Genomic DNA, 21,421 nt, shown 5'->3' with positions numbered 1-21,421 from the left:
TACTGTCCCCGGCCGCCAGGGAAATGCCCATTGCCGACCTTCCTTCGTCAGCGCCGTGGGCGGGCTATTCACTCATGTGGAGAGCGGGTACATGGAGTTTCTCCCACGAACTCCGCCCGGGAATGCCGTCGGCGTCGCTGCCGTGGAAGCCGATTTTCTGCTGCCACTTGGCGTAGGACCTCCGGTCGGCCTCGCTCCACTGGAGGTCGGGCTCGTCGGGATACGCCGAGCAGCCCTCCTCGATGAGGCGCCAGCCCATGACCTCGATGATCGGGCTGCTCACGGACGACTGGAAGAAGTCCTTGCCCGGGAAGGGCTCGTCGTCGTCGACCGGCACCACGACCGGCTCCGTGACGCGGACCCGTTGTCCCGGGTGAATCAGGTTCGGATTCTTGATCTGGGGATTCCACTTTCTGACCTGGGCCAGTGTCACATGGAACATGGCCGCGATTTCGGAGAGCGAGTCGCCCTCCCTCACCACATAGAAGTCCGGTGTCGCGTTCATACGTCCATGCTAGTGACGGATCGAGAAGATTTCGACACGGGAAAAACGGCCGCACGACGGCCAGTTGAATATTCATTGAATTCCGGCATCCGTGCGGCGGAACGCATTCCTCAGCTCGTGAACGGCACCTGCGCCGAGGGAGCGCCCCCGGTTCGGAACGGATGCCGCCACAGCCCCTCCCCGGCCAGCCTGGGCAGCACGCCCTCCCCGAACCAGTACGCCTCTTCCAGATGCGGGTACCCGGACAGCACGAACTCCTCGATCCCCAGGGCCGCGTACTCCTTGATCAGCGCGGCGACCTCCGCGTGGCTGCCCACCAGCGCGGTGCCCGCGCCGCCACGGACCAGACCGATCCCGGCCCACAGGCCGGGATGGATCTCCAGCCCGTCCCGGCTGCCGCCGCCGTGCAGCGCGAGCATCCGCTGCTGTCCCTCGGACTCGCTGCGCGCCAGCCCGGCCTGGACGGACCGCACGGTCTCCGCGTCGAACCCGGCCAGCAGCCGGTCCGCCTCCGCCCAGGCCTCCTCCGAGGTGTCCCGGGTGATGACATGGAGCCGGATGCCGAAGCGGAGCGTCCGCCCCTGCTTCGCCGCGAGCCCTCGGATCCGGGCGATCTTCTCGGCGACCTGGGCCGGCGGCTCGCCCCAGGTGAGGTAGACGTCGACGTACTTCGCGGCGATCTCGCCGGCGATCGGCGAGGACCCGCCGAAGTACACCTCGGGCACCGGATCCGGCACCCGGGCCAGCTTCGCGTCCTCGACCCGGAGGTGCTCGCCCTCCAGGTCGACGGTCTTGCCCTCCCACAACTCCCTGACGATCTGCAGGAATTCACCGGTACGGCGATAGCGGTCGTCCTTGTCCAGGAAGTCGCCGTAGGCCCGCTGCTCATGGCTCTCGCCGCCGGTGACCACATTGAGCAGAAGCCGTCCGCCGGTCTGCCGCTGGAACGTGGACGCCATCTGTGCGGCGAGCGTCGGCGAGACGAAGCCGGGCCGGAACGCGACCAGGAACTTGAGCCGCTCGGTGTGCTGGCTGACCATCGCCGTGGTCAGCCAGGCGTCCTCGCACCAGGCGCCGGTGGGGGTGAGCACGCCCACGAAGCCGAGGTCCTCCGCGGCGCGGGCGATCTGGCTCAGGTAGGCGACCGTCGGCGGCCGGTCCCTTCCGGAGGCGGTGGCGGGGGTGCCGTGTCCACCGCCGACGACATGGCGGCTGTCGCCGTTGGTGGGAAGGAACCAGTGGAAGGTGAGGGACACGTGGGGTCTCCGATCAGGAATGTCCGTCGGTGCGTCTGCCGGGCTGCCGGTCCGCTGGACTGGCTGCCCGGCTGCCCGTCCGAGGCGGTCCGTCGCGCGCTAGAGCAGGCCGTGGCGCGGCGGCCGGGTGCCGTTCAGCACGAACCGTCCGAGGTGCTGGATCTTCCAGCGGGTCGGATCATGCAGGGTGTGGGTGCGGGCGTCGCGCCAATGCCGGTGCAGATTGAGCGAGTTGAGGGCGGAACGGGCCCCGGACACCTCGAACAGGGCGCTGGAGACCTCCACCGCCGCCCGTGCCGCCTGCACCTTCGCGGCGGCCACCGCGAGAGACGCCTCGGCGGCCGTGTCGTCGGTGAGATCGGCACGCGCCGCGTCGACCGACCGGGCGGCCTCGCGCAGCAGTGCCTCCGACGCCCTCACCTCCAGGGCGAGTTCACCGAACCGCTGGATCAGCAGCGGATCCTCGGCGGCCGTCTCGACGCCGCTCTCGAACCACGGCCGGCTCCTGGTCCGCACGAACTCCGCCGCTTCGGCCAGCGCGCCCGCGGCGATCCCCGCGTCGATCGCGCAGTGCAGCAACTGGGCTACCGCACCGTGGAGTTGTGGCCCCTCGAAGGTGAGGTGGTGCGGCAGGACACGGTCACCCGGCACCGGCACGCCGTCGAGGCGGACGGTGCCGCTGGCCGTCGTCCGCTGCCCGAGCCCGTCCCAGTCGTCGACCACGGTGAGGCCGGGCGCGTCGGACGGCACATAGGCGACGTGCAGCCTGTCGCCCTCGGCGCGGGCCAGCACCGGGATCCAGTCGGCGAAGAGCGCGCCGGTGGAGTAGTGCTTGACGCCGGTCAGGACGTACGAGCCGTCCGGCCGAGGCTCCAGGCGGGTGCGGATGTCCTGGACGTGCTTGCCGCCGGCCTCCGACTGGGCGTTGCCGAAGCGCCGGCCGGCGAGCAGCTCGGCGAAGAAGAACTTCCGTTGCTCCGGCGTGCCCTGACGGCCAATCACATTGGCATAGGCGAAGTGGCTCTGCGGGATCTGGGCGAGGCTGCCGTCGGCGCTGCCGAGCAGACGGAAGATCTCCGCGAGGGTCCCGGCGCTCACGTCCGCCCCGCCGTGGTCGGCGGGAACGGTGACGGCGAGCAGCCCGGAAACGGACAGCCGGTCCAACTCGGCACGGGGCAGGCGCCGTTCGGTGTCACGCGCGGAGGCTCCCGCACGGAACTCCGCTGCCAGCGAGGCGGCGACGACGAGCGCCTCGGCGTCGTCGGCGATGACATGGGCTGACATCGTGCGCTCAGCTCGCCGCGGCCAGGTACGTCGTCCGCCCGAGCGCGGCCGAGAACTGGTCGAGGACGTGGGTGAGCGCCTCGGTGGCGGTCGCGGCGACCGTGATGGAGCCGTCCTCGTGGGCGGTGATGTCCTTGTCGAGGGTGAACCAGCCCTGCACGATATGGGCCGCGCCCATGGAGTTGAGCACGGGCCGCAGGGCGTAGTCGATGGCGAGGACGTGGGCGGTGGAGCCGCCGGTGGCCAGCGGCAGGACCGTCTTGCCGGTGAGCGCGTACTGCGGGAGCAGGTCGAGGAGCGCCTTGAGGACACCGGAGTAGGACGCCTTGTAGACCGGGGTGGCCACCACGACACCGTCGGCGCGCGCGAAGAGCTCGGTGGCCTCGACGATCGCCGGGTGGCGGAAGTCGGCGCCGAGCAGGGCCTCGGCCGGGATCGTACGGACGTCGAGCGGGATCACCTCGTGACCCTGGGCGGCGAGCCGCTGGTCGAGGTGGCGCAGCAGACGGCCGGTGCGGGAGGAGGCGGAAGGGCTGCCGGAGACGGACAGGACGGTGGCCATGGGTCCTCTTTCGAAGGAGCCCGGGGCACCCCGGCAGGGCGGGGCGCTCCGGTGGGAGCGGTCAGGAGTACCAGATGGGTTCGGGCAGTTCGCCCGCGAGGACCCGGCGGCCGGCCTCGCGGCGCCCGCGGGCGACGGGGTCGTGGAGCGTGTGGGAGCGGTCAGACATGCGGGGGGACGAACTCGTCCTGTGTGCGCTGCTCGGTCCTGCTGGTGACGAGCCCCCCGCTGACATCGAGGACCCGGTAGGCGAATTTCACGGGCGCGGCAGGCATCCGGAACTCCTGGTGCGGATTCTTTCGGGCACACCGAATTCACGGGGCGCGCCGGCGCCGACGGGGGTGCGGACGCCAGGAGGTGGGCGGGCACGGTGAATTCAGGCGGGGAAAAGGAAAAGCGCGGCGGATGGCGGGGAGGTGATCAGGCCGCGGCGCAACAGGAGGCGCTGGAGACGCGCGCGAGGTCGACATGGCGTCGCCGCGTGAGGTCCAGTCGCATCTTCATGTCCCCGATCGTGGCAGCCGCCCGCGACAGCAGTCAAGGCAAACCCGACCGGTCTCGTATCGCGGACCATTGAATTTCACGAAGGTGTGACAGGGAAACCCTTGAACAGGGGTCCGGTGAGCCCGCATTCTTCCGTCGTGCGTACGGAACAGCTGGAATACATCGCGGCGGTCACCCGGCTCGGTTCGCTGCGTCGGGCCGCAGAGGAACTACGGCTGTCCCAGCCCGCGTTGAGCGAGACCGTGCGGAACCTGGAGCGGGAACTCGGGGTGGACCTCCTGGAGCGCAAGCGGTCCGGTGCCACCATGAGCGCGTCGGGCCGGGAACTCCTGCCGCACATCATCGGGGTGCTGGACGCGGTGGACCGGCTCCGCTCGGCGGCGGGCGAGCAGCACCGGATCAGCCGGATGGTGCGGGTCGGCACGGTGAACGCGGCGACCGTACCGCTGCTCATCCCGGTGGTCCGGGAGTTCCGCGCCGCGCATCCCGTCACCCAGGTGGAGGTGGTGGGCGCCCAGCAGACCGACATCCACCGGCTCCTGCTGGAGGGCGGGTTCGACCTCGGCCTGGTCAACCATCTGGAGGGCGACGACGTGCCCGCCGAGTTCGAGTCGACCGAGTTGCTGCGCGGCCGGCCGGTGGTGTGCGTGCGGCCGGACAGCCCGCTGGCCTCGGCCCCGTCGGTCTCGGTGGACGACCTGCTCGGCGTACCGCTGATCGGGATGCGGTCGGGCTATGTCATGCATCGCTATGTCCATCGGCTGCTCGACGGGCGTGGCCTGTCCTTCGCGTACTCCACCGACGGGGCGGAGATGGGCAAGCTGATGGTGGCCGAGGGGCTGGGCGCGACGGTCCTGCCCGACTTCAGTGTGATGGGCGATCCGCTGGAGCGGCTCGGGGCGCTCACCCACCGGCCGATCAGCGGCGACACGACACGGGTGCTGCTGATGCTGCAACGGCGGCGGGCGGAATCCGTACCCCAGGCCGCGCGGGACCTGCACGAGGTCTTCGTGCGGACGGCACGGACGCTGAGCGCGACGCCCGAGGCGCCGTAGGGACGGGAACCTACCGGGGCCACCGTCCCGCCGTGCCCGGGCCGCGCCTGCCCGCGGGGGATCAGTCCTCGTCGCCGAGCGGGACCACGACGAGGAAGGCATCCGACTTCAGGTCCATGACCACGGTCGCGGGCTCCCCCTCGGCCCGCCGCCGCGCCGCGTACTCCTCCGCCGGCCACGATCCTCGCGGGGATCCTGCGGGGAACCGCTCCAACACCTTCGCGCCCATAGCGGCAGACACCTCCCGTGCGAAACGGACAACCTCTCCGGGGTTTCCGTTGCCCCGGATCGGCGCGATCATGTTCAGGCCCGTGCCGACGGCTCGTCACCCGCCCTGGCGCGGCCGTGGCCGAGCCGTCCCGGCCACCAGGCGGGGGCGCCGATGTCCCGCACCAGCGCGGGCACCAGCAGCGAGCGCACGACGAGCGTGTCGAGCAGGACGCCGAAGGCGACGATGAAGGCGATCTGGGCGAGGAAGGCCAGCGGGATCACCCCGAGAGCGGCGAACGTGGCGGCGAGCACCACGCCGGCCGAGGTGATGACGCCTCCGGTGGTGACCAGACCCCGCAGGACGCCCTCCCGGACGCCGTGCCGCAGGGACTCCTCACGCACCCGGGACATGAGGAAGATGTTGTAGTCGACGCCCAGCGCCACCAGGAACACGAAGCCGTACAGCGGCACGGACGGATCGGTACCGCCGAAGCCGAACACATGCCGGAACACCAGACCGCAGACACCCAGGGTGGCGAGGAAGTTCAGCGCCACCGTGGCCACCAGCAGGGCGGGCATCAGCAACGAGCGCAGCAGGGCCGTCAGGATGAGGAAGATGATGGCGAGGACGACGGGGACGATGAGGGTGCGGTCGCGTTCGGCGGTGCGCAGGGTGTCGTACCGCTGGGCCGTGTAGCCGCCCACGAGGGCGTCCGCGCCGGGCACGGCGTGCAGGGAGGTGCGCAGGCGCGCCACGGTCCGCAGGGCGGCGTCGCCGTCCGCGGCGGAGGCGAGGGTGACGTCGACCCGGACCCGCCCGTCGACCACCAGGGGTTCGCCGCCGGGCCGGCCGGACGCGCCGGCGCCGGCCGCCGAGGCGACTCCCTCGGTGTCCCGGGCCGCGGCGAGGACCTCCGCCAGTCGGCCGGCGTCCGCGACGGCCACGGTGGGGTTGCCGGAGCCGCCGGGGAAGTGCCGGCCCAGGGTCTCCTGCGCGGCGACGGAGGGGGCGTCGTTCACGAAGGTCTCGTCGAGGGGTACGCCCCTCGAGGCGAGCGTCGGGGCGAAGGCGGCCCCGGCCAGCAGGACGGCGAGCGTCACCGCCCAGACCCGGCGGGGCGCCCGGTCGACCAGGTCGGCGACACGCCGCCAGACGCCTTGGCCCGTGCCGCCCGCCGTCGTACGGGCGGGCCAGTACGCGGCCCTACCGAGGAGGACCAGGACGGCGGGCAGGAAGGTCAGCGCGCTGAGCACGGCGCAGCCGATGCCGATGGCGCCGACCGGTCCGAGCGCGCGGTTGTTGGTGAGGTCGCTGAGCAGCAGGGCGAGCAGCCCCAGGGCGACGGTCGCGGCGCTGGCCACGACGGCGCCCCAGGACTTGCGCAGCGCGGCCGTGACGGCGGCGAACCGGTCGGCGCACGCGGCGAGTTCCTCCCGGTAGCGGGCGGTGAGCAGCAGGGCGTAGTCGGTGGCGGCGCCGATCACGAGGATGGAGAGGATGCCCTGGACCTGTCCGTCGACGCGCACCACGTCGTGGTCGGCGAGCGCGTACACGACCGCGCAGGCGAGGCCGAGGGCGAAGACCGCGCCGAGGATGATCACCAGCGGGAGCAGCACGCTGCGGTACACGAGCAGCAGGATGACGAGGACGGTGGCCAGCGCGACGCCGAGCAGCAGTCCGTCGATGCCGGCGAAGGCGTCGGACAGGTCGGCCCGGGTCGCGGCCGGTCCGGCCAGCTGGACCGTCGCGCCGGGGACGCGTTCGGCGGCGGCGCGGATCCGGTCGAAGGTGGGGGCGAGGTCGTCCCCGAGATCGGGGCGCAGGGGCACCACGCCCTCTATGGCCTCCCCGTCCTCGGAGAGCAGCGCGGGCGACACGTCACCGGCCACACTCCGGTCGGCGGCGAGGGAGTCGAGGGCCTGGCCGGCGGCGTCCAGCCGGCCCTCGATGGCGGTCCCGCCGGCTCCGGCCTCGGCGTCCTCGGTCCAGACGACGATCGCCGGGAGCGTCTCGTTCTGCCGGAAGGCGCGTTGCGCGGCGATGACCTCCGTCGACTCGGCGCTGCGCGGCAGGAAGGCGGCCTGGTCGTTGGTGGCTACCTCGCCGAGCCGGCCGGCGTAGGGGCCGAGGACACCGCCGACGCCGAGCCATACGAAGACGAGGAGGACCGGGACGAGCCAGCGGGCGCGTCGGGGGGTGGTGGACATCGTTCTCCAGCTCAGAAGGGGCTCGGAAGGGCTCTGAAAGGGCTCGGGCAGCGGCACGGGTAGCTCGACGGCACAGGTATATCGACAACAAACAATCTCAATGATTGAGTAGGTTGCCGCCGAGTGATCGTAGACGCTGCCTGTCCTTCTGCGCTCGGCCGGTCCCCGGATGCGACGGACCGCGGCTCTTTCAGCGCCCGGGAGCGGTGATCCCGGAGAGTTCCTCACCCATCGCCGTGAGGAAGCGCAGCACCACCGACAGTTCCTCCTCGGTGAACCGCGAGCGCGCGGCCGAGGTCGCCTCGGCCAGCGGCCGGAAGTAGGTGCGGGCCACCGACCGGGCATCGGCCTCGTAGTACAGGTGGACCACCCTGCGGTCGGCGCTCTCCCGGACCCGGCGGATGTGCCCCGCACGCTCCAGCCGGTCCACACACGCGGTGACGGCGCCGGAGGTGAGCCCGAGATGCTCGCGCAGCCGCTTCGGGGTCATCGGCCCCTCCGCGTCCAGGATCGCGGCGAGCGCCTGGACGTCCGTCGCGTGCAGCCCCTGATCGCCCGCGAACCCGTGCGCCAGCCGGTTGATCTCGCCGTTCATCCGCCGCAGCCGAACCGCGAAGGCGTGCAGGTCGGCAGGCGTCCCGGACGCCTCGGACGGCTGTCCCGGCACCCGCCCCTCACGGTCGTTCGCTGTGGCCACGGGACCAGCGTAGTCGCCGTCCGCGATCACTCGTTCGTGCGCACAAGCCCCGGACGCATCCGCGGCCCTCCCGCGCGTGGAAGCGATCTGCGAGAGAGCCACCGACGCGAAGGAGCGAGGACTCATGACCGCAGACGGCAGCGGCACACTGTGCCTGGTGACCGGCGCCACGGGATACATCGGCGGCCGGCTCGTCCCGGAGCTGCTGGCGGCGGGCCACCGGGTGCGCTGCCTGGCCCGCTCCCCCGACCGGCTGCGCGACCACCCGTGGGCCGGCGACGTCGAACGGGTGCGCGGGGACGTCACGAACGCCGCGTCGGTCGCCGCGGCCCTGGAGGGCGTCGACGTCGCGTACTACCTGGTGCACGCGCTGGGCAGTGGCGACGACTTCGAGGAGACCGACCGGCGGGCGGCACGGATCTTCGGCGAGCAGGCGCGGGCGGCGGGTGTGCGCCGCGTCGTCTACCTCGGCGGCCTCACACCGGCCGGGGTGCCCGAGCGGGAGCTCTCGCCGCATCTGCGCTCCCGCGCCGAGGTGGGGCGGATCCTGCTGCACTCGGGCGTGCCCACCACCGTCCTGCGGGCCGCGGTGGTGATCGGCTCGGGCTCGGTCTCCTTCGAGATGCTGCGCTATCTGACCGAGCGGCTGCCGGTGATGGTCACTCCGAGCTGGGTGCACACCCGGATCCAGCCCGTGGCCGTCCGCGACGTGCTGCGCACCCTCGTCGGCTCCGCCGGGATGCCGGCCGACGTCAGCCGGGCCTTCGACATCGGCGGGCCGGACGTCCTGACGTACCGCGAGATGATGATCCGCTACGCCGTCATCGCCGAACTGCCCCGCCGGCTCATCCTGTCCGTGCCGATGCTCACCCCCGGTCTGTCCAGCCACTGGGTCGGTCTGGTGACCCCGGTGCCGGCCTCGATCGCGCGGCCGCTCACCGAGTCGCTGCGGCACGAGGTGGTCTGCCACGAGCGGGACATCGCCCGGTACGTGCCGGACCCGCCCGGCCATCCGCTCGGCTTCGACGAGGCGGTCCGGCTCGCCCTGCGCAGCGTGCGGGAGGCGCGGGTCGCCACCCGGTGGTCCTCCGCGTCCTTCCCGGGCGCCCCCAGCGACCCGCTGCCCACCGACCCCGGCTGGGCCGGCGGCAGCCTCTACACCGACCGCCGCGAACTGGCCGTCGACGCTCCTCGGGAGTCCCTGTGGCGGGTGATCGAGGGCATCGGCGGCGACAACGGCTGGTACTCCTTCCCGCTCGCGTGGGCCGTCCGCGGCCGGCTCGACCGGCTGGTCGGCGGGGTGGGGCTGCGCCGCGGCCGCCGGGACGCCGCCCGGTTGCGGGTGGGCGACTCGCTGGACTTCTGGCGGGTCGAGGAGATCGAGCCAGGACACCTGCTCCGGCTGCGGGCCGAGATGCGGCTGCCGGGCCTGGCCTGGCTGGAGATGTACGCGGAGACGGACACCGGTGGCCGTACCCGTTTCCGTCAGCGCGCCCTGTTCCATCCGCACGGGCTGCTCGGCCACGCCTACTGGTGGAGCGTCTCCCCCTTCCACGCCCTCGTGTTCGGCGGCATGGCCCGCAACATCGCCCAGGCGGCGGTGGCGGACGCGGCGGCGCGGGCGCGGGAGCAGGTCCGCTGAGCGGCCGTGTGAGGAGACCTGCCCGCCCCCTGCATCCGCCGAGCCCCGCTTCCCGGAAGCAGTTGATCGTCAGAACCCCTGCCCCGGAGCCCTGCCATGAACGTCTCGGTCGTCCTGTTCACCGCCGACCTGCGTCTGCACGACCACCCGCCGCTGCGCGCGGCCCTCGACGGGGCGCGGCAGGTGGTCCCGCTGTTCGTGCGCGACCGGGCCGTGGACGCCGCCGGGTTCGCCGCGCCGAACCGGCTGGCGTTCCTCGCCGACTGTCTGCGCGATCTCGACGCGGGGCTGCGCGAGCGGGGCGGCCGGCTCGTCGTGCGCTCGGGCGACCTGGTCGAGCAGGTGTGCCGGGTGGCCGCCGAGGCGGACGCGGACGAGGTCCATCTGGCCGCCGACGGGAGCGCGCACGCGCGGCGTCGCGAGGAACGGCTGCGCCGCGCCCTGGAGGCGGAGGGCGTACGGCTGCATGTGCACGACGCGGTGACGACCGCCGTCGGCCCCGGTGCGGTGACCCCGGCCTCCTCGGACCACTTCGCCGTCTTCACCCCGTACTTCCGGCACTGGTCGCAGTGGCGGCTGCGCGAGCCGCTCGACGCGCCGCGGGCCGTGCGGGTGCCGGACGGGGTCGGCTCGGAGGAGCCGCCCACCCGGAAGGGACTGCCGGGACTGTCGCCGGGGCTGGCCGAGGGGGGCGAGAAGGAGGGCCGCGAGCGGGCCGCCGCCTGGCTGCGGTCGGGCATCGGCGCCTACGAGGACCGGCACGACGACCTGGCGGGCGACGCGACCTCCCGGTTCTCGCCGCATCTGCACTTCGGCACCCTGTCCCCGGTGGAACTCGTCCACCGGGCGCGCCGCGAAGGCGGGCCGGGAGCCGAGGCGTTCGTGCGGCAGCTGGCCTGGCGCGACTTCCACCGTCAGGTACTGGCGGCCCGGCCCGCCGCGGCGAGCGCCGACTACCGCACCAAGCACGACCGCTGGCGTTCGGAGCGGACGGCGGGCGAGGACGTCGAGGCCTGGCGGGACGGCCGTACCGGCTATCCGGTGGTGGACGCGGCGATGCGGCAGCTGCGCCACGAGGGGTGGATGCACAACCGGGGCCGGCTGCTCACCGCGAGCTTCCTCACCAAGACGCTGTACGTCGACTGGCGCGTCGGCGCCCGGCACTTCCTGGACCTGCTGGTCGACGGGGACGTGGCCAACAACCAGCTCAACTGGCAGTGGATGGCGGGCACCGGCACCGACTCACGGCCCAACCGGGTCCTCAACCCCGTCACCCAGGCGAAGCGGTACGACCCCGACGGGTCGTACGTACGGCGCTGGCTGCCGGAGCTCGAGGGCGTGGCGGCGCCCGCGGTGCACGAGCCGTGGAAGCTGCCGGGCCCGGACCGGGCGGCGCTCGACTACCCGGATCCGATCGTCGAGCTCTCCGAGGGACTCGCCCGCTTCAGGCGTGCCAGGGAACGCTCCTGAGCACCCGTCAGGTGACTGCTCCAGGACCGGCTGACCGAGGCGGGGGTCGAGGTTCGGGCCGGTGAGCCGTGGGCGCCGCACGTGGCGGTGGACCGCAACCTGGTCACCGGCCAGAACCCCGCTCCTCGCCCCGCTCGCCACCGAGCTGCTCGAAGCACCTGGGCTGACCCGCTCGGCCACGGGCGGACGTGGCTCGTCAGCCGGCGCAGGCCCCGGCCAGAATCGTCAGGGCGTCGCTCAGGCCGGTCGGGCGGGGCAGGCCCGGGGTGGGCCGGCCGGCCCAGCCGGGCCCGGCGAGCATCACGGTCGGGGCCCGGCGGGCTCCGGTGACGCCCCAGCGGGTCTCGGCGATGTGCCGGGCGAGGGGCAGGCTCGCGGTGGAGCGGGCCTGGGCCCACAGGACCACAGCGACCGGACCCAGTCGCCGCACGGCCGCGGTCAGCGCCTCGACGGGCACGGCCGCCCCGAACATCCGGGCGGGGACGTCGAGTTGACCGAGCCCCGCGTTCAGCGCCTCCAGCGGCAGGCTGTGCTGCTCGCCCGGCACACAGGCCAGCACCACCGGCCCGGGACCGCCCGCCGCGTCCTCCGACACGACAGCGCGGGTGGCGCGGCGCAGGGCGGTGGAGACATGCCAGGACAGCAGGTGCTCCACCTCGACGTACCGGTCGCCGGACGAGGCCCACTTGCGTCCCACGGCGTGCAGCGTCGGGACCATCACCTCCTGCCAGGCGACGGTGAGTCCGTGCCGTTCGACGGCCGTGGTGAGCTGCTCCGCGACGGCCGGCGCGTCGAGCCGTACGGCGGCGCGGGCCAGCCCCCTGCACTCCTGGCGGACGTCGCCGCCGAACGGGAGGGCGCCGGCCGCGGCCGGCCGTTCGGCGGCCGCGCCCACCGCCTCGGCGGACGGCGGGAGCACCCCCGCCTTCGCCGCTCGGGCCGCGTCCGCGGGCGGCACACCGGACGAGGTGAGCCGGCACATCCTCTCCAGTACGGCCACGTCGCCCGGCCGCCAGCGCCGGTGCCGTCCGTCGGCGCGGACGGCGGGCCCGATGCCGTACCTGCGGTCCCAGGAACGCAGGGTGGTGGGGGCCACGCCCAGTCGGCGGGCCAGCGCCCCGGTCGTCAGGCCGGCGTCGTCGGGGCTCGGGAATGGGCTCATAGGGCGACGATACGACGCAGAAACGACGCATGTTGAGGCGCCTGGCGCGCGGCTCGCAGGATGAGGTCACCGGGGCACGCCCCGGAGGACGTCCCGGAGCGGCCTGAGCGCAGGCCGCCCGACGCGAGGAGCCGTCGTCATGAGCCCGCAGCCGACCGTCGTACCCTGTCCCGTCCCGACCGAGGAGTCGCTCGCCGACGAGGAACTCGCCCGGGGCCTGGCGTCGGGGGACGAGGAGTCCCTGGCCGCCGTGTACCACCGCTGGCGCACCCTGGTGCACACGCTCGCCCGGCGTTCCCTGGGCGACACCAGGGAGGCCGAGGACGTCACCCAGCAGGTGTTCCTCGGGGTGTGGAGCGGTCGCGCCGGCTACCGGCCCGAGCGGGGCGCGCTCGGCGGCTGGATCGTGGGCATCACCCGGCGCAAGATCGCCGACGCGCTGGCCGCCCGGACCCGCCGCCAGGAACTCGTCGCCTCGGCCGGCTCCTGGCTGACCCTGCGCGACCCCGGCCGCGGCCGTCCCGAGGAGGCCCTCGACCGCGTGCTGGTGCGCGGCGAGCTCGCCCGGCTCCCGGCCCCCCAGCGGCAGGTGCTGCGGCTGACCTTCTACGAGGATCTGACGCAGACGCAGATCGCCGAGCGCACGGGCTGGCCGCTGGGCACGGTCAAGAGCCATGCCCGGCGCGGCCTGCTGCGGTTGCGCGGCCGTCTGGAGTCCGGGCCGTACGGCTGAGGCCCCCGTACGGCCGAGGCCCCCCTTCCGCACGCGCGTTCCCTGGGCGAACCGAGATTCGACGCACAAACGCTGCGTTCGAGTTCGCCCAGGAACAGCGGTCGCGGACCAATCCCCCGCCCCTCGTGCACCGGATTACGTCCGGACCTGCCGCACTCCCGAAGGATCCCCCCGTGAAAGAAGCCGTCCACATCGGCCGGAACCCGGCCTCCCAGCCGGATCCCCAGGAACTGCTGGGCGCGGTGGCCCTGGGCGACCAGGAGGCCTTCGCCGGTCTCTACGACATCGTCGCGGGGCCGGTGCTGGGGGTGGTGCGCGCGGTGCTGCGCGACCGGGCGCAGTCCGAGGAGGTGGCCCAGGAGGTGCTCGTGGAGGTGTGGCGCTCGGCTCCCCGGTACCGCCCCGAGCGCGGCTCGGCCGTCAACTGGGTGCTGACCATGGCGCACCAGCGGGCCGTCGACCGGGTCCGGTCGGTGCAGGCCGCGGCGGCGCGCGAATACCGGGCCGCCCTGCTCGACCACGCGCCCGAGTACGACGAGGTCATCGAGCAGGTGGAGGCCCGGCTCGAACGGGAGCAGGTGCGGCGCTGTCTGCGCACGCTGACCGAGCTCCAGCGGCAGGCGGTGGAGCTAGCCTACTACCGGGGGCTGACGTACCGGCAGGTCGCCGAGGCGCTGGCGGTGCCGCTCGGCACGGTGAAGACCCGCCTGCGCGACGGGCTGATCCGGTTGCGCGACTGCCTGGGGGTGAGCGTGTGATCACTTCGGATCTGCACACGCTGTCGGGCGCGTACGCCCTGCACGCCCTGGAGGACGACGAGCGCGCCGCCTTCGAACGCCACCTCGCGGACTGCGAGGCCTGTGCCCGTGAGGTCGCGGAGTTCACCGCGACGGCCGCCCGGCTGGGGCTGGCGATGTCGGTGCGGCCGACGCCCGGCGGGCGGGACCAGGTGCTGCGGCGGATCGCCGAGGTCCGGCAGGTCACCCCGGCCCGGACGCCCTGGGACCGCTCCGGACGCAGGGCACGAAGGGCGTGGTGGGCGTCCCGCTGGATGCTGGCCGCCTGCCTGGCGGCGACGGCCGCGCTGGGCGGCACGACGGTGTGGCAGTACCAGCGCGCCGAGGACGCCCGGGCCGAGGCCGGCCGCTCCGAGCGCGCGTCCGCGGAACTGTCCGCGGTGCTCGCCGCGCCCGACGCCCGCTCGCGCACGGTCCGGCTGGCGGACGGGGCCGAGGGGACCGTGGTGGTGTCCGCGAGCCGCGACCGTGCCGTGTTCCTCGCCGCCGGGATGGCCGAGCCGCCGGGCGGCAAGGTCTACCAGCTGTGGTTCGACGAGCACGGCGTCATGCGCGACGCGGGGCTGATGGACCCGCGTCGCACGAGCCAGGCGGTGGTCCTGCGGGGAACGGTGGACGGCGCGTCCGCGATGGGCATCACGGTCGAGCCGGCGGGCGGCTCGAAGGAGCCCACCTCACCGCCCGTCGCACTGCTGCCGTTCCCCACCTGATCCGGGCGGCCGCCCGGATCGGCGCCTGGTACTGCAACGGTGTTCGTTCTGAGTGCTGGGCAGTTTTCAAGGGCTGTGTCCGCGTCGTTTGTGGTGACTGGCTCTGGCTTGGTGCTGGCGTCGTCGGCGCCATGTCGACCAGGGCGGACTTCGACGCGGGCCCAGTCGTGGATCCGCCGGCCGTGTGCTCCCTCGCCGCAGGACCGGCGTTTCCATTTCTGCCGGGGCAGGCCGGGAAACAGGTCGTGGACGGGGTGGTCGAGTGCCCAGCGGGTGACGACGGTGTCGTAGGTCCGGGTCGGCGTCGGCCTGCGCCGGTGTCAGCAGGGCCTGGAGGTCGTGGACGATGCGTGGCAGCAGGCGCACCGTCGCGCCGCCGCTCCGGCCGGGCGCTCGCCTCCTACGCACCCGAGATCAACCGGCTCAGGTCCTGGATACGTGGACCCGGACGGTGGAGCCGTCCCCGACGGAACCGACGAAACCACCCTCCGCGACGTCGCCGAACACCACCTCTTCGGCCAGCGTCTCCTCGGCCAGTAGTGCGAGATGCCGGCGCAGCCGTGGCGTCAGCTTCTCGCAGGCGTCGATCGTCAGGACGATGCGCTCACCGACCAGCAGACCAGCCGCCTGGCGGGCTTGCTGCACCACACGCGCTGCATCGCGGACCGTCCCTTCGGCCAGCAGTTCGTCGTCCAGGCGCGTGTCCAGCACGATGAGGCCGGAATTCTCGGGCAGCGCGACGGCACCGGAGCCGTCGGCCACGAACCGTTCCTCGTACTCTCCCGGTTCCAGCCGCTTGCCCGCGATCACCATTTCTCCGCGCTCGGTGCGGGTCCACTCACCGCGGCTCGCCGCTTTGATCACTTCCTGGACTTCACGTCCGAGCCGGGGACCGGCCGCACGCGCGTTCACGGTGACGCGGATCTGCCCGTGTTCGGCGACATCCGTGGTGAAGACCACGTCCTTGACATTGACCTGGTCACGCAGCACGGTCGCGAAAGGCGAAAGGTCCGGTGCGTCGGGAGTGGCCACCACCAGGCGGGCCAGCGGTTGACGCAGCCGTATGCCGTTGCTCCGGCGATGGCTGAGGGCAGCAGAAGTGATCTGCCGCAATCGGTCGATCCTGGCCACCAGTTCGGGGTCGTCGGGGAGATCGGCGGATGTCGGCCAGTCGGTCAGATGCACCGACCGTCCACCGGTCAGGGCACACCACACGTACTCGGTGACCAGCGGCAGCAGCGGTGCCAGGAGCCGGCACAGCACCTCCAGGACGTGGCGCAGCGTGCCGACGGCCCCCTTGTCACCGTGGGCGAACCGTGTCCGGGAGCACCGGATGTACCAGTTGGTCAACGCGTCCAGGTGTTCCCGCAGAAGTGAGCAGGCACCCGAGAGGCTGTGGGTGTCCATGGCGTCGGTCACTGCGCTCACCAGAGATCGCGTGCGTGCCAGCAGATAACGGTCGAGGAAGTGCGACGCTCGTGAGTCGTCAGGCTCCGCGGCACCGGCTGTGTGCAGGTCCAGGAAGTGCCAGGCGTTCCACAGCGGGAGGAGCACGTTCCGCAGTGCGTCCCGGCTGCCGTCATCGCTTATCTCGAGGTCACGGCCACGCAGCAGGGGCGAACTCATGAGGAACCACCGCATGGCGTCCGAACCCTCACGGGCGAAAACGTCATTCACGTCCAGGTAGTTGCCGCTGGCTTTCGACATCGCCTGCCCGTCGAGGCCGAGTACGACGCCCAGCACGGTGGCGTGCGTAAACGCCGGACGGTCGAACAGTGCCGTGGAGAGCACGTGCATGTTGTAGAACCAGCCCCGGGTCTGGGCGTAGTACTCCACCACGAAGTCGCCCGGAGAGTTCTGGTCGAACCAGTCGACGTTCTCAAAGGGATAGTGCAATTGAGCGAACGGCATGGAGCCGGTTTCGAACCAGCAGTCCAGCACTTCGGGCACCCGTCGCATCCGGGACCGCCCGGATGGATCGTCGGGGTTGGGGCGAGTCAGCGCGTCGATGTGAGGGCGGTGCAGGTCGTCCGGCCGGATACCGAAGTCCCGTTCCAGTTCGTCGAGTGAGCCGTACACGTCGATCCGGGGGAAGGCAGGGTCGTCGGACATCCAGACCGGTATCGGGGCACCCCAGTAGCGGTTGCGTGAGATGTTCCAGTCCTTCGCGTTCCGCAGCCAGTTGCCGAACTGACCGTCACGGATGTGCTCGGGGGTCCAGGCGATGTCCTCGTTGAGCTCCAGCATCCGCTCACGCAGACGTGTCACGGCGACGAACCACGACGGGATCGCATGCTCCAGCAGAGGGGTCTCGCATCGCCAGCAGTGTGGTCGCGGCAGCTCGTGGGAGTCCTCGCGTACCAGCCTGCCGCTCTCCCTGAGCACCTCGAGAACGGCACCGGTCGACTCGAGGACCGGTGTTCCCGCGCACACCGGCACCTCGTCGGTGTACCGTCCGCGGGCGTCGACCGGGTACAGCCGGGCGATCCCGGCGGCCTCGGCGACGGCATGGTCCTGCTCGTTGAAGCAAGGAGTGACGGCCACGACCCCGGTGCCCGTGTCGCACGGCACATGCCGTTCGGCCAGGACGACGTGCCGTGTCCCCCGTGCTGCGGCGTGGACACCGTCGAACAGCGGTGCGTAGCTAAGGCCGGCCAGTTCGGCGCCCCGGCAGGTGGAGACAACGGCGGCCTCCGTCAGGTCCGCGTAGGCGGCCAGCCGGTCGGCCGCGAGCATCACACGCCGTCCGGCCAGTCCCGGGATGTCCGGTGCACCGGCGACGACCACGTATTCCGCGTCCGGATGTACCGCTACCGCAGTCGATGCGGGCAGCGCCCACGGTGTCTCGGTTTCCAGCAGCAGAACGGCACCGTCGCTGAGCGGCACGCCCACCAGCGCCAACGTGCCCCGCACCTTCCGGTGTGTGTCGGTTCCGTCCAGACGGCCGGTGCTTTCCGTGTGCGCCAGAGGTGTCTCACAGTGAGTGCAGTACCAGGACACCGCATGTCCCTGGTAGATCAGCCCCTTTTCCCACAACGACTTGAACGCCCAAAGGACGCTCTCCATGTAGTTCACGTCATGGGTCTTCACCGCGTCGTCGAAATCCACCCATCGAGCCTGACGGTTGACGTAGTTCCGCCACTCCTGCGTGTACCGCATCACTGTCGTGCGGCACACCTCGTTGAACTCGGCGACGCCGATGCTTTCGATGTCCGACTTCGTGGTGATGCCGAGTTTCTTCTCCGCGTCGAGTTCGGCGGGCAGGCCATGGGAGGTCCAGCCGAAACGCCGCTTGACATGCTGACCCCGCATGGTGCGGTAGCGGGGGACGACATCCTTGGCGTAACCGGCGAGCAGGTGTCCGTAATGCGGCAGGCCGTTGGCGAACGGCGGCCCGTCGTAGAAGACGAACTCCTTGCCCGTGTCCGCCCGCGACCGCATCACCTCGTGGAAGATGCCGTTCTCTTCCCAGTACCGGAGAACTTCGGCCTCGATGTCGGGGAAGTGAGGCCTGGCAGGTATACCGTCGGCTCCGTCCATCGGAAAGGACATCAGTCGTCAACCTCGCAGATATCAGTCATCATCACGGACTGTCCCGGACCCTATGCAGCATCCGGCTTGTATCCGGTAACTGCTTGAGGCCCTCCCGCCCCGGCGCTGCACGAGCCGACGATTGTCTTTCGGTTACCGCGCAGCGGCCTTGTCCGACCACGGCTCGTGGGGTCGGGTCGGTGGTGACCGCTTCGGGGCGTGCTGTTCCGTGCCCGGCTCCTCCGCTCCGGACGCGTCAGCCGCCGGCGGTCAGGAGGTCTGCGGGACGGTTGCGTGCGGCCCAGGCGGTCACCGGCCCGAGGGCGAGGCCGGCCGCGGCGAAGAGGACCGCCGGCACCAGCCAGCCGATCACACCGCCCTCGATCACGGTGGTGGTCAGGAGGGCGGGCGCGACCATGACGGCCAGTGCATAACCGGTGAAGAAGAAACCCTGGTACTGACCCTGCCGATGAGGCGGGGCGAGGCTGAAGCCGATGGTCCACGCCGCGGCGGAGAAGACCATCTCCCCATAGACGTGCAGTGCTGCGGCCCCCACGAGGAACATCACCGAGAGCAGCACGGCGTGCGCGGAGGACGCCGCGAAGAGGAGGCAGGACGCAGCCAGTGCCCATCCGGCCAGTTTCACGACGCGCACCGCGCGAGGCACGTCCGGTACGCCTTTGGCGATGCGCACCTGGAACACCACCACACACGCGGTGTTGATCAGGAACAGGACGGTCACCATCCAGCGCGGCGCACTCGTATGACGTGCGATCCACAAAGGGAGCACCACTTCCAGCAACACCGCGTGGACGGACAGTACCGCGCTGAGCGCGGTCACCACCGCGAAGGGGCGGTCTCTCAGCACCGACAGTCTGTGCCCGCTGCCGGCCGCAGGCGTCGGCGGCACGGGAGGCAGCGCGGTCAGCACCATCGCCGACGCCAGGAAGGACAAGGCGTCCAGCACCACCACGGCGCGCAGGGCCGGCGCGGACCCCGAGTGCAGGGACACACTGGCGAGTGCGGCCCCGACGGCCACTCCCGCGTTCGTGATGGACCGCAGATACGCCCGCGTGGCCACGAGTTCGTCACCGTTCAACGTCCCTGCCACGGCCGCCTGGAGGGCTGACCTGCTCCCCCGTTCCATGACGATGAAAGCGCTGGCGACCAGAACGAACTGCGTGAAGGAGTCCACCAGGAGGTAGCCTGCGGCGGCAACGCCGTTGAGGGCGAGAAGGAGAGCGGTCGTACCGCGTGCTCCCTTTCGGTCCGCCAGGTGTCCCAGGGGGACTCCGGCGAACAAACCGACTCCCGCAGCGATGGTCAGACCGGTTCCCCACTCGGTGACCGACAGCCCCGCGACCGTGGTGAAGTACAGGGCCGAGCACGTCATGAACGCTCCCTGACCCATCGTCAACAGCAGTGTCGCCAGGGCCAGTACGCGCCCCGGCCCCGGTTCGGGGATCATTTGTTTCAGCACACGGGGCACCGTAGAGGAGGTGGCGGAACTGCTCAGGAATCGCTGCGCACCTACCGAGAAGGCGTGTCAGTAACTGGTCCGGAACAAAGGGCCGGTTCAGCAATCAACCGCGACCTGACCCCGGTCCTCCTCCACACCGGGCAGGGCGACGGGAGCCCATTCCCGGCGTTGCCGCCAGGCGGCGAAGGGCTCACCGTCGCCTGACACGCCCACGCGTATGCGCAGAGCGAAGTCGACAGCTCCGATCCGGAATCGGTGGACGTCAGTTGCTCACCCGGATTTCCCTTTCTCGCCCGGCGCCGCTCGGAGCTCGCGGATTCATGGCCGCAGGTGCGGGACGACGGACTCGGCGAAGAGCGTGACACTGTCCCAGTCCACCGGGGGCCGCACACCGAGCACGAAGTCTGTGACACCCAGTTCGCGGTAGGGCAGCAGCGCTTCGACACACTGTTCCGGGGTGCCGAAGACGAGGTATTCCGGCCAGACCGGTGAGCCGGGCGGAAAGACGGCGCGCAGACGGTCGAGTTTGCCGGGCAGGTCCGCCGGGTCGTCGACGAGCAGGGCACGGAAGGTCATCGAACGGCGGACCTCCGCCGGGTCACGGCCGGCCCGTTCGCACTCCCGGTCCAGTCGGTCCATGCGCTCGCGGTACGGGACCGGGTCCGCGAGCAGGCTGTTCCACACGTCGCCGTGCCGTGCGGCAACGCGCAGCACGGGGTCGCCGGCGCCGCCGACGACCAGCGGCAACCGGGACTGCACCGGCGCGGGCCGGAGGTAGCCGTCAGTGATCCGGACGTGTTTGCCGGTGTAGGAGAACCGCTCGCCCGACCACAGGCCCCGCAGGACGGCGGCGGTCTCCTCCAGCATGTCCAGTCGCTCGGCGCGGGGAGGCAGCCCGAAGCCGTACTGCTCGTGCGCCAGATCGGCACCGCCGACCCCGATGCCCAGTTCCACTCGTCCGCCGCTGACGTGGTCGATGGTCGCGGCGAGCGCGGCCAACATCGCCGGATGACGCCACGCCACCGGCGCGACCATCAACGCGCTGCGGATCCGAGTGGTGTGCGCGGCGAGCGCGGAGAGCAGGGTGGTGCCCTCGAAACACGGTCCGTCCGGTCCACCCATGGGCGGGCGCAGGTGGTCGAAGACCGAGCACCAGTCGTAGCCGAGTTCCTCGGCGCGGCGCCACAACGCCAGTATCTCGCCGTAGCTCTCGTACTGCTGCCCGGAGTGGACGCCGAACCTCAGTGCCGGCTCAGGCGGCGGCATCGGCTGCCCCCGCATCGTGTGCCGTGCCCTCTTCCGTGCCTGTCACCGACTTCGTGCCTGCCACCGGCTCCGTGCCCGCCACCGACGTGAGAGCGGCGGTCAGTGTCCGCAGGCTGTGAAAGGTCTCAGGGGTGATCAGCTCGTCCGGGAGCTGGAGCCCGAACTCGTCCTCGATCGCCACCAGCGTCGCGACCGTGCGCAGCGAGTCGAGCCCGGCAGCGCGCAGCGGAAGGTCCGGACTCAGCCCGTCGCCGGCGTCGCCGGGCAGCTGCCGGGCGACGAGATCACGTACGGTCGCGCTCAGGATGTCACCGGTTCGGCCGGCCGGCGCAGTGCTCATGTTCCTCTT

19 protein-coding genes and 2 pseudogenes are annotated in these 21,421 nt (G+C 71.7%); 7 read left to right on the top strand and 14 right to left on the bottom strand.

Annotation, left to right across the window (positions count from 1 at the left end; translation table 11 throughout):
- Positions 1–64 precede the first annotated feature (64 nt).
- The 5 genes from ACFWBD_RS09830 to ACFWBD_RS09810 form a co-directional block, all read right to left on the bottom strand.
- Positions 65–505 carry a peptidoglycan-binding protein gene (locus ACFWBD_RS09830; protein ID WP_385665155.1) on the bottom strand — a complete coding sequence of 147 codons (441 nt, stop codon included), beginning with the start codon at positions 503–505 and terminating at the stop codon, positions 65–67.
- Positions 506–615: 110 nt separating this feature from the next.
- Positions 616–1,761, bottom strand: coding sequence for an LLM class flavin-dependent oxidoreductase (locus ACFWBD_RS09825; RefSeq protein WP_385665153.1), 1,146 nt, complete (start codon positions 1,759–1,761; stop codon positions 616–618).
- Between the two features lie 99 nt (positions 1,762–1,860).
- On the bottom strand, positions 1,861–3,045 hold the full coding sequence (locus ACFWBD_RS09820; RefSeq protein WP_385665150.1) for an SfnB family sulfur acquisition oxidoreductase: 1,185 nt from the start codon (positions 3,043–3,045) through the stop codon (positions 1,861–1,863).
- 7 nt (positions 3,046–3,052) lie between these two features.
- Positions 3,053–3,607 (bottom strand): NADPH-dependent FMN reductase, encoded by a 555-nt coding sequence (ssuE, locus tag ACFWBD_RS09815; RefSeq protein WP_385665147.1) that lies wholly within the window; start codon positions 3,605–3,607, stop codon positions 3,053–3,055.
- Between the two features lie 420 nt (positions 3,608–4,027).
- Positions 4,028–4,105 (bottom strand): putative leader peptide, encoded by a 78-nt coding sequence (locus ACFWBD_RS09810; RefSeq protein WP_350786652.1) that lies wholly within the window; start codon positions 4,103–4,105, stop codon positions 4,028–4,030.
- 143 nt (positions 4,106–4,248) lie between these two features.
- On the opposite strand from ACFWBD_RS09810, the gene ACFWBD_RS09805 reads away from it, so the two are divergent.
- The gene (locus tag ACFWBD_RS09805; RefSeq protein WP_385665145.1) at positions 4,249–5,166 is read left to right on the top strand and encodes a LysR family transcriptional regulator; all 918 of its coding nucleotides are present in this window, start codon (positions 4,249–4,251) and stop codon (positions 5,164–5,166) included.
- 61 nt (positions 5,167–5,227) lie between these two features.
- Here the strand turns inward: ACFWBD_RS09805 and ACFWBD_RS09800 are convergent, their stop codons facing one another.
- The 3 genes from ACFWBD_RS09800 to ACFWBD_RS09790 form a co-directional block, all read right to left on the bottom strand.
- Positions 5,228–5,395: a hypothetical protein gene (locus tag ACFWBD_RS09800; RefSeq protein ID WP_199920247.1), complete on the bottom strand. Its 168-nt coding sequence runs from the start codon at positions 5,393–5,395 to the stop codon at positions 5,228–5,230.
- Between the two features lie 74 nt (positions 5,396–5,469).
- Positions 5,470–7,584 (bottom strand): MMPL family transporter, encoded by a 2,115-nt coding sequence (locus ACFWBD_RS09795; RefSeq protein WP_385665142.1) that lies wholly within the window; start codon positions 7,582–7,584, stop codon positions 5,470–5,472.
- A gap of 190 nt (positions 7,585–7,774) precedes the next feature.
- Positions 7,775–8,281: a MarR family winged helix-turn-helix transcriptional regulator gene (locus ACFWBD_RS09790; protein WP_385665139.1), complete on the bottom strand. Its 507-nt coding sequence runs from the start codon at positions 8,279–8,281 to the stop codon at positions 7,775–7,777.
- Positions 8,282–8,405: 124 nt separating this feature from the next.
- Here ACFWBD_RS09790 and ACFWBD_RS09785 point away from each other — a divergent pair, with 124 nt between their 5' ends.
- The 3 genes and pseudogenes from ACFWBD_RS09785 to ACFWBD_RS09775 form a co-directional block, all read left to right on the top strand.
- The gene (locus ACFWBD_RS09785; protein ID WP_385665135.1) at positions 8,406–9,923 is read left to right on the top strand and encodes an SDR family oxidoreductase; all 1,518 of its coding nucleotides are present in this window, start codon (positions 8,406–8,408) and stop codon (positions 9,921–9,923) included.
- 96 nt (positions 9,924–10,019) lie between these two features.
- Positions 10,020–11,393, top strand: coding sequence for a cryptochrome/photolyase family protein (locus tag ACFWBD_RS09780; RefSeq protein ID WP_385665132.1), 1,374 nt, complete (start codon positions 10,020–10,022; stop codon positions 11,391–11,393).
- 15 nt (positions 11,394–11,408) lie between these two features.
- Positions 11,409–11,547 (top strand): annotated as a pseudogene (locus ACFWBD_RS09775) (type 1 glutamine amidotransferase domain-containing protein); the annotation flags it as partial.
- Positions 11,548–11,589: 42 nt separating this feature from the next.
- On the opposite strand, the gene ACFWBD_RS09770 reads toward ACFWBD_RS09775, so the two are convergent.
- Entirely contained in the window at positions 11,590–12,555 is a 966-nt protein-coding gene (locus ACFWBD_RS09770) for a MerR family transcriptional regulator (RefSeq protein ID WP_385665130.1), read from the bottom strand.
- Between the two features lie 139 nt (positions 12,556–12,694).
- On the opposite strand from ACFWBD_RS09770, the gene ACFWBD_RS09765 reads away from it, so the two are divergent.
- The 3 genes from ACFWBD_RS09765 to ACFWBD_RS09755 all read left to right on the top strand — a co-directional run bounded on the left by ACFWBD_RS09765 (position 12,695) and on the right by ACFWBD_RS09755 (position 14,795).
- Positions 12,695–13,288 (top strand): sigma-70 family RNA polymerase sigma factor, encoded by a 594-nt coding sequence (locus ACFWBD_RS09765; protein ID WP_385665127.1) that lies wholly within the window; start codon positions 12,695–12,697, stop codon positions 13,286–13,288.
- Between the two features lie 173 nt (positions 13,289–13,461).
- Positions 13,462–14,046 (top strand): sigma-70 family RNA polymerase sigma factor, encoded by a 585-nt coding sequence (locus ACFWBD_RS09760; RefSeq protein WP_385665124.1) that lies wholly within the window; start codon positions 13,462–13,464, stop codon positions 14,044–14,046.
- Positions 14,043–14,795, top strand: coding sequence for an anti-sigma factor domain-containing protein (locus ACFWBD_RS09755; RefSeq protein WP_385665121.1), 753 nt, complete (start codon positions 14,043–14,045; stop codon positions 14,793–14,795). The genes ACFWBD_RS09760 and ACFWBD_RS09755 overlap by 4 nt, the downstream gene beginning before the upstream one ends.
- A gap of 140 nt (positions 14,796–14,935) precedes the next feature.
- On the opposite strand, the pseudogene ACFWBD_RS09750 reads toward ACFWBD_RS09755, so the two are convergent.
- From ACFWBD_RS09750 to ACFWBD_RS09730, 5 genes and pseudogenes are all read right to left on the bottom strand, one after another.
- Positions 14,936–15,094 (bottom strand): annotated as a pseudogene (locus ACFWBD_RS09750) (IS701 family transposase); the annotation flags it as partial.
- A gap of 124 nt (positions 15,095–15,218) precedes the next feature.
- On the bottom strand, positions 15,219–18,347 hold the full coding sequence (gene ileS / locus ACFWBD_RS09745) for an isoleucine--tRNA ligase (protein ID WP_385665118.1): 3,129 nt from the start codon (positions 18,345–18,347) through the stop codon (positions 15,219–15,221).
- 235 nt (positions 18,348–18,582) lie between these two features.
- Positions 18,583–19,806 carry an MFS transporter gene (locus ACFWBD_RS09740; protein WP_385665115.1) on the bottom strand — a complete coding sequence of 408 codons (1,224 nt, stop codon included), beginning with the start codon at positions 19,804–19,806 and terminating at the stop codon, positions 18,583–18,585.
- 318 nt (positions 19,807–20,124) lie between these two features.
- The gene (locus tag ACFWBD_RS09735; RefSeq protein ID WP_385665112.1) at positions 20,125–21,072 is read right to left on the bottom strand and encodes an LLM class flavin-dependent oxidoreductase; all 948 of its coding nucleotides are present in this window, start codon (positions 21,070–21,072) and stop codon (positions 20,125–20,127) included.
- Positions 21,059–21,412 carry a phosphopantetheine-binding protein gene (locus ACFWBD_RS09730; RefSeq protein ID WP_385665110.1) on the bottom strand — a complete coding sequence of 118 codons (354 nt, stop codon included), beginning with the start codon at positions 21,410–21,412 and terminating at the stop codon, positions 21,059–21,061. Before ACFWBD_RS09730 ends, ACFWBD_RS09735 begins: the two co-directional genes overlap by 14 nt.
- Positions 21,413–21,421 lie beyond the last annotated feature (9 nt).

This window comes from Streptomyces sp. NPDC060002 (genome assembly GCF_042737245.1).
Classification (GTDB): domain Bacteria; phylum Actinomycetota; class Actinomycetes; order Streptomycetales; family Streptomycetaceae; genus Streptomyces.
The sequence above is the reverse complement of the archived record's forward strand: the minus strand, read 5'-3'. Positions and strand labels throughout refer to the sequence as shown.